This is a genomic window from Streptomyces albidoflavus (assembly GCF_000719955.1).
GTDB lineage: Bacteria > Actinomycetota > Actinomycetes > Streptomycetales > Streptomycetaceae > Streptomyces > Streptomyces albidoflavus.
The window spans coordinates 302117-317358 of the sequence record NZ_JOII01000004.1; the positions used below are offsets into that span (position 1 = coordinate 302117).

The window sequence follows — 15242 nt, forward strand, 5'->3', positions numbered from 1 at the left end:
CCGACCCCGTACCCTGACTTTGTGCCGCTCATAAACAAACCAGGGTCCACCCCGCGCAGCGCCTCCTCACCCTCCTCGTCCCGCTCCTCCCTCTCGGTCCTCCGCCGGGCCCTCACCGTCTTCTTCGCCCTCGACGGCTTCGTCTTCGCCGGGTGGGTCGTCCGCATCCCCGCCATCAAGGAACAGACCCAGGCGTCGGCGAGCGACCTCGGCCTGGCGCTGCTCGGCGTCTCCGCGGGCGCGGTGGTGACGATGACGCTGACCGGGCGGCTCTGCCGGCGGTACGGCAGCCGGCCCGTCACCGTCGCCGGCGCGCTGCTGCTCGCCCTCGGGGTGACGCTGCCACCCCTCACCCACTCCGCGCTCGCCCTCGGCCTGGTCCTCCTCGTCTTCGGCGCGGCCTACGGCGGGATCAACGTCGCGATGAACAGCGCCGCCGTCGACGTGGTCGCCGCCCTCGGACGCCCCGTCATGCCCACCTTCCACGCCGCCTTCAGCCTCGGCGGGATGGTCGGTGCGGGGCTCGGCGGGATCGTGGCCGGGTATCTGTCGCCCACCTGGCACCTGCTGCTGCTCGGCGTCGTCACCCTGCTGGTCACCCTCGCCACCGCGCCCGTGCTGCTCCGGCAGCCGATGCCCGCCCCCGTACGGCCCGAGCCCGCCGAGGGGGCGTCGGCGGCGCCGCTCGCCGGGCGGGCCCGCACGCTGGTCGCCGTCTTCGGGCTCATCGCCTTCTGCACCGCCTACGGCGAGGGGGCGCTGGCCGACTGGGGTGCCCTTCACCTCCAGGAGGATCTGGCCGCCCGGCCGGGGGTGGCTGCCGCCGGGTACGCGGTGTTCGCGCTGGCGATGACGGTGGGGAGGCTCAGCGGGACGGCGCTGCTCGAACGGGTGGGGCGCACCGCCACGCTGGTCGGTGGGGGGATCGTGGCGGGGGTCGGCATGCTCTTCGGGGCGCTCGCGCCCTCGCTCTGGGTCGCGTTGCTCGGGTTCGCGGTGACCGGGCTCGGGCTGGCCAATCTCTTTCCGGTGGCGATCGAGCGGGCCGGGGCGCTGACCGGGCCCAGTGGGGTGGCGGCCGCCTCTACCCTGGGGTACGGCGGGATGCTGCTGGGGCCGCCGGCCATCGGGTTCATGGCGGAGTGGGGGTCGTTGCCGTTGGCGTTGGTCAGTGTGGCTGTGCTGGCTGGGGTGGCTGCTTTTGTGGGATGGGGGGCCCGGGGGGCCGCCCGGGCTTGAGTCGGGGTGGCCGGGGGTTCCGGCCGGGTCCCGGGGGGGCTGGGGTGTCTTTGGCCGTCTGCCGGTCTTGCCCGTGCCGGTCATTGATGGCCTCAAACGCCGGCCGGGCTGTGAGGGTCGCGGTCGTTCCCCCCGTGGGTCGGGCGGGGCCGGGCCGGGGTACCTCCTCACAAACTGCAGGGTGCGGGGTCAGTCGCTTCAAGGCGGCCGTGTGTGCAGTTTGCTGCGGGGGCACCCCGACCCGTCCCCGCCCTCGTTGGGGTGTCAGCTGTGGTGGGGCGCCGGCTCGGGCTGTGTCGGGGACTTGGTGATCTCTGCGTGGACCACCTTGTAGCCGCCCTTGATCACGGTCGTGAACGGTGCGGGGGCTATGCATGAACCGGCTTGCGGCCTGACGAGTTGGCCGTTCTCGTCGACGTTCTCCGCCTCGACGTTCACCACTCCCCAGGAGAAGCCGAGGCGGTCGGGCTCGCCCTTGCCGCCCTGCTGGACGCTGATGCCCAGCCGCGCGCCGGGTTCTTCGACGTTCGACTTGGTCACGACCGCGGTCAGGGTCGCCGTCCGGCCGCTGGTGACCAGGCAGTCCACCGTGGCCTCCGCCCATCCCGTGACCTCGCCGCGCGAGTGGGAGAACTTGAGCGTGCCCCGGGCGTCCGTGGACAGGCCCTCGGGGGCCGTGGGGGGCATCGGCCGGGTGAACGGCGTCTGTTCGGCGTGGATGGTGAAGCGGATGTCGTCGTGGATCGACTCGATGTAGGAGATGCGCGCCTCCCCGTGCACGCTCGCGGCCTTCGCCGGCTTGCTTACGACGGACGCGGCGGGGACTGCGAGAACGGGAGCGGGAGTGGAGGTGATCGGACTCGCGAGGACGGCGACGGCTGTCGCGGTGGCGCCGATCGTGGTGATGCGCATGACGAACTCCTGTGCTGCGGTGGGTGTTTGAGTGGCGATGGTCGGTTGAACGGGTCAAGGCTCGCCGCTGGAGTCCTTTCGGGCCCATCCGCCGGTCGGCAGAGAGATCACGTTGCTGGGGGCTCTTCTCTGCCGTTCGGCAGAGAGTGCGGCCGTGTCGTCCGCCCGTACGCTGCTCACCATGGGGGAGTCAGGGGAAGCAGGAGAGTCAGTCGGCCTGGTTGTCGGGGTGTTGGGGGCGCTGCCGTTGGTCGCGGCTGTGGTCATGGTGGTGTGGGTGGTTGCGCGTCCGCGTGACACGGTTCGTCAGCGGCTGGGGGGTCTCGCGCGCCCGGCCATGTTCTGCGCGGTGCTCTCGCTGGTGACCAGCTTCGTCCTGCCGACAGCGGGTTCAGGGGGCGGCTGGAAGTTGGCGGAGGTCGCCGTTCTGCTGGTTCTCCTGGGCGTGGTCAGCCGGTGGTCGCCTCTGCGGGAACGCGTGGTCGCCGTGCCGCTGATGGCTCTCGCGGTCGCCTTGTGGCCGCTGCCGCTGGTCGCGGGTGAGTCCTTTCCGGAAGCCGTCGGCATCGCCACCTTCTGGCTGCTTCCCGCGGTCGCCGCGGTGGGGGCCGGCGCCTACCCCCGCCGCCAGGAACGGCGTCACCGGAGCGCGGTGGCCGAGGCCCGCAGTGCCCAGCGCCTTCAGCTCTCCCGCGATCTGCACGACTTCGTCGCCCACGACGTCAGCGGGATCGTCGTCCAGGCTCAGGCGGCCCGCTTCGTCGCCACCACCGATCCCTCTCAGGCGGTCCTCGCGCTGGAACGCATCGAGAAAGCGGGCCTGAACGCCCTGGCCGCGATGGACCGGACGGTCCAGATGCTGCACGGTCCGGAGGCGGCGCCTGCCACCGAGCCGCTCCCCGGCGTGTCGCAACTCTCCTCCCTGATAGAGGACTTCACTTCAGCGGGAGCGGCCGAGGCGCATCTGGACCTGCCTCCCCAGGTCTCTGCGGGGCTCTCCCGCGAGGTGGGCTCCGTCGCGTACCGCATCGTCGTCGAGGCGCTGACCAACGTGCGCCGGCACGCTCCCGACGCCTCCCGTGTCACCGTCGCGTTCACCCCGACGGCCACCGCTGTGGAGCTGCGGGGCACCGATGACGGCAAGGCCCGCTCCGCCCCGGCCCGCCGCCGCGCCTCCCGGGGTGGCCTCGGCCTCCCCGCTCTCGCCGAACACGCCCAGGCCCTCGGCGGGACTCTCTCGGCCTGGCCGCACGGCGACGGCGGCTGGCAGCTCACCGCCGTCCTGCCTGCCACGCTCCCGGAAGAGACGCCATGACGACGCACCTCGGCCCGACCCGCATCCTGATCGCCGACGACCAGGAGGACGTACGCAGTGGCTTCCGCCTGATCCTCGGTTCGCAGCCCGACATGAGCGTGGTCGGCGAGGCGGCGGACGGCCTCACCGCCGTCGACCTCGCCCGCACTCTCCGCCCCGACCTGGTCCTGGCCGACATCCGCATGCCGGGCGTGGACGGCCTCGAACTCACCCGCCGCCTCGCGGGCCCCGGGGTGCCCGACCCGATACGCGTCCTCGTCGTCACCACCTTCGACCACGACAGCTACGTACGCACGGCACTGCACGACGGCGCCTGCGGATTCCTGCTCAAGCGCTCCGGCCCCGGCCTGCTGATCGAGGGAGTCAGAGCGGCCATGGCCGGCGACATCCTCATCAGCCCCCAGCTCACCGTCCGCCTCCTCCAGACCCTCACCCCCTCGGCCCCCACACCCCCCACACGCCTCACACCTCTCACCGCCCGGGAGACCGAGATCGCCCGACTGGTCGCCCAGGGCCACACCAACGCCGAGATCGGCACGACCCTCTCCATCTCCCCGGGCACCGCCAAAACCCACATCGCCAACATCCAGACCAAACTGAAAGCCCGCAACCGCGTCGGCATCGCCGCCTGGACATGGGAAAACGGCCTGGCCAACCCAACCCCCCAGAACTAGCCGAACCGCGAGCACGACCTACACAGGACCGGCCCTACTCCCCCACCGGCGGTCGGCCGCGTACGAGACCGTGGGGTGGGGTCGTGTCGGGGTGCCCCCGCAGCAAACTGCACACACGGCCGCCTTGCTCCAATTGACCCCGCACCCTGCAGTTTGTGAGGAGGTACCCCGGCGCGGCCCCACCCCACCCACGCACCGGAGGAACCGCGAACCCCATAGCCCGGCCGGCGATTGAGGCCAATCGGTGACCCGCAGGGGCACGGCCGGAAGGTCGGGGCGGAGCCCGGCACACACAACAGCCCGGCCGGCGTTCGAGGCCAGTCAGTGACCGGCACGGTCGAGACGGAGCCCAGCCGAAGACAGCCCGGCCGGCGCCTGAGGCCAGTCAGCGACCGGCACGGCAAAGACAGGGCCCAGCCGAAGCGGACCCCAGCCGGAGAACGAGGCGCCAGCCTCACTCCCGCCCGGCGAGCATCCGCGCCGCAACAGGATGATTCCGAATCAGCTCCCCCAGCGTGGTCCCCCCACGCGTCACCTTGGCAAAGGCATTCCACGCCGGCCGCACCCCGGTCAGCGCCGCGTGCAACACCCCGGGCCGCCGGGCGAAGAGCTGATGAAGCCTCCGCCCCACAGCCATCTCCACCCCGAGCCCCGCCTTGATGGCGAAGGCGTAGTTGAGAGCCTGCCGCCGCGCGTCCACCGCGTCATGGGCCTCGGCGATCCGCAGCGCCCACTCCCCCGCGAGCCGCCCCGAACGCAGCGCGTACGAGATCCCCTCCCGGGTCCAGGGTTCCAGCAGCCCGGCCGCGTCCCCGCAGACCACCACGCGCCCCCGGGAGAGCGGCGAGTCGTCGGTCCGGCAGCGCGTCAGGTGCCCCGAGGAGAGCGAGGGCTCGAACCCGGCCAGGCCGAGCCGGGCGATGAAGTCGGTGAGGTAGCGCTTGGTGGCCGCGCCCTCGCCGCGGGCGGAGATGACACCGACGGTCAGCGTGTCGCCCTTGGGGAAGACCCAGCCGTAACTGCCGGGCATCGGCCCCCAGTCGATGAGCACCCGCCCCTGCCAGTCCTCGGCCACGGTCTCGGGCACCGGGATCTCCGCCTCCAGCCCGAGGTCGACCTGGTCGAGCTTCACCCCGACGTGTGCGCCTATCCGGCTGGCACTGCCGTCCGCCCCGACCACGGCGCGGGCCAGCAGCGTCTCCTCCTCGCGCTCGCCGCCGGGCCCGGAGGTCTGCACGAAGACGGCGACGGTCCGCCGGTCGGGGACGGCCGGACCGTGCTGCTCCACCCGGAGCACGGTCGCGCCGGTCCGCAGCTCGGCCCCGGCCTTCTGCGCCGCCTCGACCAACCGCTGGTCGAACTCGGGACGGTTGACGAGGCCGAAGAGCATCTGCCGGGACCGGCGCGTACGGGCGAAGCGCCCGTCCAGCGAGAAGGTCACCGCACGGACGCGGTCCTGCAGGGGAAGGTCGAAACCGGGCGGCAGATTGTCCCGGGACGGGCCGATGATGCCGCCGCCGCAGGTTTTGTAGCGGGGCAGTTCCGCCTTCTCCAGCAGCAGGACGCGACGCCCCGCCACGGCCGCCGCGTAGGCCGCCGACGCTCCTGCGGGGCCTGCCCCGACCACGACGGCGTCCCACACCTGCCGGTCGTCACCGGCTGAGTTCTCGCTGCTCACGATGGTCTACCGCTCCCGATCCAGCTTCCTGCCGCGCCTGTCCACGGGCATCCTACGACCGCGGCCGTCCCCCGGCCGCTGTGGGAGGATCGGCCGTGCATTCGACGCGCGCCCATCCGCGCGCCACTCGTTCAACGTCGCACCCACCAGGAGCGTGCCCATGCCGTCCACTCCGATCGCCGAGACCGTCGCCGCGCTGATGCCGCGGGCGAAGGAGGAGCTCACGGAACTCGTGGCCTTCCGTTCGGTCGCGGACGAGGAGCAGTTCCCCCGTGCGGAGTGCGAGGGGGCGGCCGACTGGGTGGCCGACGCGCTGCGTGGCGAGGGGTTCCAGGACGTGGCTCTGCTCGACACGCCCGACGGCACCCGGTCGGTCTACGGCTACCTGCCCGGCCCCGAGGGCGCGCGCACCGTACTGCTCTACGCCCACTACGACGTGCAGCCGCCGCTGGACGAGGCCGCCTGGGTCACCCCGCCCTTCGCGCTGACCGAGCGGGACGGGCGCTGGTACGGGCGTGGCGCGGCCGACTGCAAGGGCGGCTTCATCATGCATCTGCTGGCCCTGCGGGCCCTCAAGGCGGCCGGCGGGGTCCCGGTGCACGTCAAGGTCATCGCGGAGGGCTCCGAGGAGCAGGGCACCGGCGGCCTGGAGCGTTATGCCGAGGCCCACCCCGGGCTGCTGCGGTCCGACGCGATCGTCATCGGCGACTCCGGCAACTTCCGCGTCGGCGTGCCGACCGTCACCGCCACCCTGCGCGGCATGGCGATGGCGCGGCTGACCGTGGACACGCTGGCGGGCAATCTCCACTCGGGCCAGTTCGGCGGTGCCGCCCCCGACGCGCTGGCCGCGCTGATCCGCGTCCTGGACTCGCTGCGCGACGAGGACGGTTCCACCACGGTGGAGGGGCTGGCGAACGACGCGGTCTGGCCCGGCCTCCAGTACCCGGAGGAGGAGTTCCGTAAGGACGCGAAGGTCCTCGACGGGGTCCGGCTGACGGGGAGCGGGACGGTCGCCGACCGGATCTGGGCCCGGCCGTCCGTCACCGTCATCGGCATCGACTGCCCGCCGGTGGTGGGGGCCACGCCGTCCGTGCAGGCGAGCGCCCGGGCCCAGATCAGCCTGCGGGTTCCGCCGGGGGTGGACGCGGCCGAGGCGATGAAGCTGCTGGCCGCGCATCTGGAGCGCCACGTGCCGTGGGGCGCGCGGGCAAGGGTCGAGCAGATCGGCGAGGGCCAGCCTTTCAGCGCCGACACGAGCAGCCCCGCGTACCAGGCCATGGCCGAGGCGATGGCCGCCGCCTACCCCGGCGAGCAGATGCAGGAGGCCGGCCAGGGAGGCTCGATCCCCCTCACCAACACCCTCGGCTCGCTCTACCCGGAGGCCGAGATCCTCCTCATCGGCCTCTCGGAGCCCGAGGCCCAGATCCACGCCCCGAACGAGTCGGTCTCCCCGGAGGAGCTGGAGCGGCTCGCGGTGACGGAGGCGTACTTCCTCCAGAACTACGCCCGGACGGCCACCGCCGGCTGACCGGACCTCAGCCGGGAGGGGCCCGTCCCGGCACCTCGGGGCGCAGGTCAGCACTCGCGCGCCTGTGCCCCGCCGGTCCAGCGGCGATGAGCGGCCATGTCGACATTGCTGCCGCACACGACCGTCGCCACGGAGCGGCCGGCGAAGCGGTCGCGGTCCTCGATGACCGCGGCTAGGCCGAGCGCGGCCGACGGCTCGACGACGAGACCGGCGTGGTGCAGGAGCAGCCGCATCCCCGCGACGATCGACTCCTCCCGGACCAGGACGACATCGTCGGCGACCAGGAGCAGATCCTCCAGGACGGCCGGGATCGGAAACCGACCGGCCACCCCGTCGGCGATGGTGTCGGTTGACGCGGTGGTGACGACGCGGCGCCGGCGCCAGGAGTGCGCCAACGCCGGTGCGCCCAGCGCCTGGACGCAGACCACCTCGACGTGCGGCGCCAGTTCCTTGAGTACGTGGCCCACCCCGGTGGCGAGCGCCCCACCGCCGAGGGCGAGCACAACGGTGTCGAACGGCAGGCGGGAGTTCACCAGCTCCCAGCCGATGGTCCCCGCGCCTTCGCAGGTTTCGAGGTCCAGGCTGTCCTCCAGCAGACGGATGCCCGCGTTCCGGGCGAGGGACGCCGCCCGCTCGCGAGCCGACTCGTGGTCGCCGTCGACGAGTTCCAGCGTCGCGCCCAGGGCCCGGATGCGGTCGAGCTTGGCCGTGGTGGCGCTGCGGGAGGCCACCACGGTCACGTCGACGCCCCGGGTGCGTCCGGACCAGGCGAGGGCCTGCCCGAGGTTGCCCGCACTGGCGCACACCACCGCCCGCCGGCCCGCGTCGGCGAGCAGACTCGCCACCACCTCGGTGCCGCGTCCCTTGAAGCTGCGCACCGGGTTCGCCGTCTCCAGCTTGATGTTCACCGCGCACCCGAGACGGGGCTCCAGCGCCTCGCACCGGTAGAAGGGCATGTCGAGGAAGACCGGGTCGATCAGCTGGCGGGCCGCCAGAATGCGACCGGTGTCGAGACGCGTCCGCGGCACGGCCGCCCCCTCACCTCAACGGCACCCCTCGCTCCAGATACAGCGGCCCCCCGGTCCCCCGCGCCGCCACGGCCCACCGCAGCCGTTCGAACCGTACCGGTGGCAGCAACCCCTCGGCCTCGTCGAGGCCGACGAAGCGGCAGGCCCGCAGTTCCGGGCCGGGCAGCAGCATCGAGGTGGCGTCGCGGCTGTCCAGGCGGCCCCCGTCGAAGAGCAGGCGCAGGCCGCCGAAGCCGGGCGGCATCGGCGGTTCCCAGTCCATGACCAGCAGGCGCAGATCCGCCTGGTCCAGGCTCAGCCCCGTTTCCTCGGCGACCTCGCGCACCCCCGCGGCGGCGGGCGCCTCCCCTGGTTCGACTATTCCGCCGGGGAACTCCCAGCCGGGTTTGTAGGTCGGGTCGACGAGCAGGACCCGCTCCCGTTCGTCGAAGAGCAGGACTCCGGAGGCGACGGTCTCGGCCGTCGGTTCGGGGGTCTGGACGATGTCGCAGGTGCGGGCGCCGCCTTGGTGGAGCAGGTCGGCGATGCGCTGCGCGCTCTGCGCGGGCGAGAGTCCCCGGGTGTCGAGGACGTGGGCGTCCGCCGCGAGCCAGGCGGAGAGCACGGCGCCGTACGCGGCGGGGTCGTGCGGAGGGCGGGAGGCGGTCCGGGTCCCGGTCGGCGTCTCGGCGGAGCGCGCCCGCAGGATCGTTTCCCCAGGGTCGACCAGGACGTGGCTGACGGTGATGCGGCGGGCGGCGAGAGCCCCGAAGATCTCGTCCCGGTACTCCTGGCGCAGCAGGCTGCCGGGGACGACCACGTCGCCGCCGGTCTCCGCGAAGAGCGCGGCGGCGGTGTCGACGACCAGCCGCCGCCACATCGGCAGCTCCTGGAGATCCGCCACCTCGGCCAGCCGTTTCGGTGGCAGCAGCCGGACGAGTTGCTCCTCGACCGTCTCCGGGTCGAAGAGCACACTCCGCGGGAGCAGCTCTGTCAGTTCCTTCGCCACGGCGGTCTGGTCCGCCCCGAACGCACCGTTGACCCAGATGATCACGGTTCCCCCTCATCCGTAGACGCCAGTGGCTTGCCCGCCCCACAGTGCCACGGAAACCCACCGCGTTCAGAGAGGGCCGCCCGCCGCCGAATGCGCCGGTCGTGCGCCCCTCCGAGCGCCCGTGCGCCGGGGCTGCGCGGCTGGCGGGCCCACCCCGCCCCGCCCTCACACGCGCTCCGCACCTGTGACGGCGTACGCCTCATCAGGCGGCCTGCCGACGGCCGGCCGCCGATCCACCCCAGCCGTCCTCCCGGAGCACGGAGGCCGCCGCCCCGATGAGCCCGGCGTCCGTCCCGGTCCGCGCCGGAACCACCGTCAGGCCGCGAACGAAGGCGAGGGTGGCGTACTGGTCGAGTGCCCGGCGCAACGGGGCGAAGAGCACGTCGCCCGCGGCCGCCACCCCGCCCCCGATCACCGCGATCCGGATCTCGGTCAGCGTCGCGGTGGCGGCGATCCCGGCGGCCAGCGCGCGGCCCGCCCGGGCGAAGGAGGCACGGGCCACCGGGTCGCCGGCGCGGGCGGCGGCGGCCACCGCGGCGGCCGAGGTGTCACCGTCGGGCCCCGGGCGCCACCCCTCCGCCAGCGCGCGGGCGGCGATGTGGGGGCCGCTCGCGATGCGTTCGACGCAGCCCCGGCCGCCGCACGGGCAGAGATCGCCGTCGAAGTCGACGCTGATGTGGCCGATGTGACCGGCGTTCCCGGTGGGGCCCGCGTAGAGACGGCCGCCGAGGACCAGTCCGCCGCCCACGCCGGTGGAGACGACCATGCAGAGCGCGTCGTCGTAGCCGCGTGCCGCGCCCTGCCAGTGCTCGGCGGCGGCGACGGCCACACCGTCGCCGATCAGCCGCACCGGCCGCGCGCCCACCACCTCCCGGACCCGTTCGACCAGCGGGAAGTCGCGCCAGCCCGGGATGTTGACCGGGCTGACCGTGCCGGCCGAGGCGTCGACCGGTCCCGCGCTGCCGATGCCGAGCGCGCCGGCCCGCTCCCAGTCGGGGTGCGCGGCGAGTTCCCCGAGCGCCGCGTGGACGGCGGCCACCACCCGCTCGCCGTCCTGGTCCGCGGGGGTCGGCCGCTGCGCCCGCAGGACGATGCGCCCCTCCCGGTCGACGAGGGCGGCGGCGATCTTGGTGCCGCCGATGTCCAGCGCGGCGGTCAGCTCGGTACGGGTCACGGTCGGAGCTCCTGTGGAGGCACCGGCCGTCGCGGGCACCCCTGAGTACGTCTCTTGGTCCTGATCCATTGTCCCCCCGGTTTGACAACGTTGTCCACACTCTATGCTCGACGCCACGGCCCCGACAGGCCGGGCCAGACCGGCCGTTCGCGCGACCGGGCCGGGCGTGCGACCCGCAGCAGGCGGGCCAGGCACCCGGGCGCCTGGCCACGTCAGGCCCGGACCGGCGTCCGGCCCGAGGACAGGACAGCGCACTGTGGCCCAGACCGTCCGCCGCCCCGCACCGCGTTACGGCAACCGCCCGACCATGAAGGACGTGGCCGCCCGGGCGGGGGTGGGGCTGAAGACCGTCTCCCGGGTGGTCAACAGCGAACCGGGGGTGACGGTGGAGACGGAGCGGCGGGTCCGCGAGGCGATCGACGCCCTCGGCTTCCGGCGCAACGACAGCGCCCGCGTCCTGCGCAAGGGCCGCACCGCCAGCGTCGGCCTGATCCTGGAGGACCTCGCCGACCCCTTCTACGGGCCGCTGAGCCGGGCCGTGGAGGAGGTCGCCCGCGCCCACGGCGCCCTGCTCATCAACGGCTCCAGCGCCGAGGACCCCGAGCGGGAACGGGAACTGGCCCTCGCCCTGTGCGCCCGCCGGGTGGACGGCCTGGTCGTGATCCCGGCGGGCGAGGACCACCGGTACCTGGAGCCGGAGATCGCCGCCGGGGTGGCCACGGTCTTCGTGGACCGCCCGGCCGGCGGCATCGAGGCCGACGCGGTCCTCTCCGACAACGCCGGCGGAGCCCGCGAGGGCGTCGCCCACCTGCTCGCCCACGGCCACCGCAGGATCGGCTTCGTCGGCGACCTGCCGCACATCCACACCGCCGCCGAGCGGCTGCGCGGCTACCGGGAGGCGATGGCGGAGGCGGGGGCGCCGGTGGACGAGCGCTGGGTGTCGATGGGGCCGACCGGGGCCGAGCGGGTGGCGGCCGAGGCCGCGCGGCTGCTCTCGGGCCCGGAGCCGGTCACCGCCCTGTTCGCCGGCAACAACCGGGTCACCGTCACCGCCCTGCGGGTACTGGCCGACCGGGAGGAGCCCGTCGCCCTGGTCGGGTTCGACGACATCGAACTGGGCGACCTGCTCCGCCCCGGGGTGACGGTCGTGGCCCAGGACGCCGCCCTGATCGGCCGCACCGCCGCCGACCTCCTCTTCGGACGCCTGGAGGGGGAGCCCGCGCGGCCCCGCCAGGTGAAACTGCCGACCCGTCTGATCGTGCGCGGCTCGGGGGAGCTGCCGCCCGCCGGGCGGTAGGCCGTCCCGCTCCCCCGGCGCTCCGTCAGGCTCCCCGCCCGGCGCCGAGTTCGGCGCGGCGGGGGCGGGCGTACGCCTCCAGGTCGGCGCGGGTGAGGCCGCTGAGGCGGGCCACCTCGCCGTTGTCCAGGGCACCGCACTCCAGGCCGCGCAGGAGGTGGGCGGCGAGGGCCTTGGCGGTGGCGGGCTCGTCCATGACGTCGCCGCCGGTGCGGTTGGCGTAGGCGGCGAGGCGGGCGGCGGCCTGCTCGAAGCTCTCGCGGTAGAAGGCGAAGACGGCGGCGTAGCGGGTGGGGATGTGGGCGGGGTGCATGTCCCAGCCCTGGTAGTAGGCGCGGGCCAGGGCGCGGCGGGTCAGGCCGTAGTGGAGGCGCCAGGCGTCGTGGACCTTGGGAGTGGGGCCGACGGGCAGGACGTTGGTGGAGCCGTCGCTGACCCGGACTCCGGTGCCGGCGGCGGCGACCTGCATGACGGCCTTGGCGTGGTCGGCGGCCGGGTGGTCGCTGGCCTGGTGGGCGGCGGCGACGCCGAGGCAGGCGCTGTAGTCGAAGGTGCCGTAGTGCAGGCCGGTGGCGCGGCCCTCGGCGGCGTCGATCATGCGGGCGACGGTGGCGGTCCCGTCAGGGCCGAGGATGGACTGGCTGGTCTCGATCTGGATCTCGAAGCCGAGCCGTCCGGCGTCCAGCCCGTGGCTCTTCTCGAACGCCTCCAGCAGCCGGGCCATGGCGGTGACCTGGGCGGCGTAGGTGACCTTGGGGAGGGTGAGGACCAGGCCGGAGGGGAGCGGTCCGGAGGCGAGCAGGGTGGTGAGGAAGAGGTCGAGGGTGCGGATGCCGCGGTCGCGGACGGCGGCCTCCATGCACTTCATCCGGATGCCCATGTACGGGGCGGCGCTGCCGTCGGCGTAGGCGGCGGCGACGGTACGGGCGGCGCGGACGGCCGCCTCGTCCTCCTCGGCGTCCGGTCGGGGACCGTAGCCGTCCTCGAAGTCGATGCGCAGGTCCTCGACGGGCTCGCGGGTGAGCTTGGCGCGGACGCGGTCGTAGACCGGCGCGGCCAGGTCGTCGGCGAGGCCGAGGACGGCGGCGAAGGAGCCGGCGTCGGGCGCGTGCGCGTCGAGGGCGTCGAGCGCCTCGTCGCCCCAGTCGCGCAGCGTGGCGGGGCCGAAGGCGTCGGCGGGGACGTAGACGGTGTGGACGGGCTGGCGGGTGCCGGGGTCGCCTGGGTAGCGGCGCTCCAGCTCCGCGTCGACCGGGGCCAGCAGGGCTCCGATCTCCTCGGTGAGACCGCTGCCGAAACTGGTGGCCGCCTGCTCGTGCTGACCCATGCCCACACTCTCCTCATTTCCGCTTCTCGGAATCAAAGATCCGCACTGCGAAGTTATCCGGGTGATCTGCTCCGGTCAACACCGGTCCGGCGACGGCGGGCACCCCGTGGACGGTACGCCGGAGCCCCCGGCACCGGCCGGGTGGGCCGGAGGCGGGGGCTCAGGGCGTACTGCGCGGGGTCGTCAGCCCTTGCGGGCCTTGACCTCCTCGGTGAGCTGCGGGACGACCTCGAAGAGGTCGCCGACCACGCCGTAGTCGACCAGCTCGAAGATCGGGGCCTCTTCGTCCTTGTTGACGGCCACGATGGTCTTCGAGGTCTGCATGCCGGCGCGGTGCTGGATCGCACCGGAGATGCCGTTGGCGATGTAGAGCTGCGGCGAGACCGACTTGCCGGTCTGGCCGACCTGGCTGGTGTGCGGGTACCAGCCGGCGTCAACGGCGGCACGCGAGGCGCCGACGGCGGCACCGAGCGAGTCGGCGAGCGCCTCGATGATCGCGAAGTTCTCCGCGCCGTTGACGCCACGGCCGCCGGAGACGACGATCGCGGCCTCGGTCAGCTCGGGGCGGCCGGTGGACTCACGCGGGGTGCGCGAGACGACCTTGGTGCCGGTGGCCTTCTCCGAGAAGGAGACGGACAGCGCCTCGACGGCGCCGGCGGCCGGGGCGGCCTCGACGGGGGCGGAGTTGGGCTTCACGGTGATGACCGGGGTGCCCTTGGAGACGCGGGACTTGGTGGTGAACGCGGCCGCGAAGACGGACTGCGTGGCCACCGGGCCCTCGTCGCCGGCCTCCAGGTCGACGGCGTCGGTGATGATGCCGGAGCCGATGCGCAGCGCCAGGCGGGCCGCGATCTCCTTGGCCTCGGCCGAGGAGGGCAGCAGCACGGCGGCCGGGGAGACGGCCTCGCACGCGGCCTGCAGCGCGTCGACCTTCGGGACGACCAGGTAGTCGGCGAACTCGGGGGCGTCGGCGGTCAGGACCTTGACCGCGCCGTGCTCGGCGAGCGCGGAAGCGGTGTCGGCGGCACCGGCACCCAGCGCGACGGCGACGGGCTCGCCGATGCGGCGGGCCAGCGTCAGCAGCTCCAGGGTGGGCTTGCGGACGGCGCCGTCCACGTGGTCGACGTAGACGAGAACTTCAGCCATGGGACTTCAATCTCCTGCTTGCGAAGGGTGAGAGGGCGGTGGGGTGGCCGGTCCCGGCGCCGTGGCGCGCGCTGCGGCCGGTGAGGCTGCGCCTCAGACGAACTTCCGCTCCGCCAGGAAGGCCGCGAGCTGCTTGCCGCCCTCGCCCTCGTCCTTGACGATCGTGCCGGCCGTGCGGGCCGGGCGCTCCGTCGCGGAGTCGACCTTGGTCCAGGCGTTCTCCAGGCCGACCTCGTCGGCCTCGATGTCGAGGTCCTCCAGGTCCAGGGACTCCACCGGCTTCTTCTTGGCCGCCATGATGCCCTTGAAGGACGGGTAGCGGGCCTCACCGGACTGGTCGGTGACCGAGACGACCGCCGGGAGGGCGGCCTCCAGCTGCTCGGTGGCGGTGTCGCCGTCGCGGCGGCCCTTGACGGTGCCGTCCTCGACCGAGACCTCGGACAGGAGGGTGACCTGCGGGACGCCCAGGCGCTCGGCCAGGACGGCCGGGAGGACACCCATGACGCCGTCGGTGGAGGCCATGCCGCAGATGACCAGGTCGTAGCCGGTCTTCTCGATCGCCTTGGCCAGCACCAGCGAGGTGCCCATGACGTCGGTGCCGTGCAGGTCGTCGTCCTCGACGTGGACGGCCTTGTCGGCGCCCATGGACAGCGCCTTGCGGAGCGCGTCCTTCGCGTCGTCGGGGCCGACGGTCAGCACGGTGATCTCCGCGTCGTCCGCCTCGTCCGCGATCTGGAGCGCCTGCTCGACCGCGTACTCGTCCAGCTCCGACAGCAGACCGTCGACATCGTCACGGTCCAGGGTCAGGTCATCGGCGAAGTGCCGGTCGCCGGTGGCGTCGGGCACGTACTTCACACAGACAACGATCCTCAAGCTCACGCCGGCTCTCCT

At 73.5% G+C, this 15242-nt stretch carries 13 protein-coding genes; 5 read left to right on the forward strand and 8 right to left on the reverse strand.

Translation table 11 applies throughout. The annotated features are described in order from the left end of the window. Positions 1-21 precede the first annotated feature (21 nt). Positions 22-1239 (forward strand): MFS transporter, encoded by a 1218-nt coding sequence (locus IF45_RS0106170; RefSeq protein ID WP_015506691.1) that lies wholly within the window; start codon positions 22-24, stop codon positions 1237-1239. A 264-nt stretch (positions 1240-1503) separates the two neighbouring features. On the opposite strand, the gene IF45_RS0106175 is transcribed toward IF45_RS0106170, so the two are convergent. Further along, the gene (locus IF45_RS0106175) at positions 1504-2151 is read right to left on the reverse strand and encodes a hypothetical protein (protein ID WP_030306059.1); all 648 of its coding nucleotides are present in this window, start codon (positions 2149-2151) and stop codon (positions 1504-1506) included. A gap of 337 nt (positions 2152-2488) precedes the next feature. On the opposite strand from IF45_RS0106175, the gene IF45_RS0106180 reads away from it, so the two are divergent. Further along, a complete protein-coding gene (locus tag IF45_RS0106180) occupies positions 2489-3466 on the forward strand; it encodes a sensor histidine kinase (protein ID WP_037637697.1) in 978 nt (325 codons plus the stop codon). Continuing rightward, positions 3463-4140 (forward strand): response regulator, encoded by a 678-nt coding sequence (locus IF45_RS0106185; RefSeq protein ID WP_030306064.1) that lies wholly within the window; start codon positions 3463-3465, stop codon positions 4138-4140. Before IF45_RS0106180 ends, IF45_RS0106185 begins: the two co-directional genes overlap by 4 nt. 454 nt (positions 4141-4594) lie before the next feature. Here IF45_RS0106185 and IF45_RS0106190 read toward each other — a convergent pair whose 3' ends face one another. Then, positions 4595-5818, reverse strand: coding sequence for a geranylgeranyl reductase family protein (locus IF45_RS0106190; protein WP_030306067.1), 1224 nt, complete (start codon positions 5816-5818; stop codon positions 4595-4597). Between the two features lie 160 nt (positions 5819-5978). Between IF45_RS0106190 and IF45_RS0106195 the strand changes: the two genes are divergently transcribed. After that, entirely contained in the window at positions 5979-7346 is a 1368-nt protein-coding gene (locus IF45_RS0106195) for a dipeptidase (RefSeq protein ID WP_030306068.1), read from the forward strand. A gap of 47 nt (positions 7347-7393) precedes the next feature. Here IF45_RS0106195 and IF45_RS0106200 read toward each other — a convergent pair whose 3' ends face one another. From IF45_RS0106200 to IF45_RS0106210, 3 genes are all read right to left on the reverse strand, one after another. Further along, positions 7394-8374: a threonine ammonia-lyase gene (locus IF45_RS0106200; protein WP_030306070.1), complete on the reverse strand. Its 981-nt coding sequence runs from the start codon at positions 8372-8374 to the stop codon at positions 7394-7396. 10 nt (positions 8375-8384) lie between these two features. Further along, positions 8385-9407 (reverse strand): NUDIX domain-containing protein, encoded by a 1023-nt coding sequence (locus IF45_RS0106205; RefSeq protein ID WP_008416247.1) that lies wholly within the window; start codon positions 9405-9407, stop codon positions 8385-8387. 202 nt (positions 9408-9609) lie between these two features. After that, on the reverse strand, positions 9610-10581 hold the full coding sequence (locus tag IF45_RS0106210; protein WP_030306072.1) for an ROK family protein: 972 nt from the start codon (positions 10579-10581) through the stop codon (positions 9610-9612). 256 nt (positions 10582-10837) lie between these two features. Here IF45_RS0106210 and IF45_RS0106215 point away from each other — a divergent pair, with 256 nt between their 5' ends. Further along, on the forward strand, positions 10838-11878 hold the full coding sequence (locus tag IF45_RS0106215; RefSeq protein ID WP_003952266.1) for a LacI family DNA-binding transcriptional regulator: 1041 nt from the start codon (positions 10838-10840) through the stop codon (positions 11876-11878). 25 nt (positions 11879-11903) lie between these two features. Here the strand turns inward: IF45_RS0106215 and IF45_RS0106220 are convergent, their stop codons facing one another. The 3 genes from IF45_RS0106220 to IF45_RS0106230 form a co-directional block, all read right to left on the reverse strand. Next, positions 11904-13205, reverse strand: coding sequence for a DUF6986 family protein (locus IF45_RS0106220; RefSeq protein WP_030306075.1), 1302 nt, complete (start codon positions 13203-13205; stop codon positions 11904-11906). Between the two features lie 183 nt (positions 13206-13388). Then, on the reverse strand, positions 13389-14351 hold the full coding sequence (locus tag IF45_RS0106225) for an electron transfer flavoprotein subunit alpha/FixB family protein (RefSeq protein WP_030306077.1): 963 nt from the start codon (positions 14349-14351) through the stop codon (positions 13389-13391). A 93-nt stretch (positions 14352-14444) separates the two neighbouring features. Beyond that, positions 14445-15230: an electron transfer flavoprotein subunit beta/FixA family protein gene (locus tag IF45_RS0106230; protein ID WP_003952263.1), complete on the reverse strand. Its 786-nt coding sequence runs from the start codon at positions 15228-15230 to the stop codon at positions 14445-14447. Between the last annotated feature and the right edge of the window lie 12 nt (positions 15231-15242).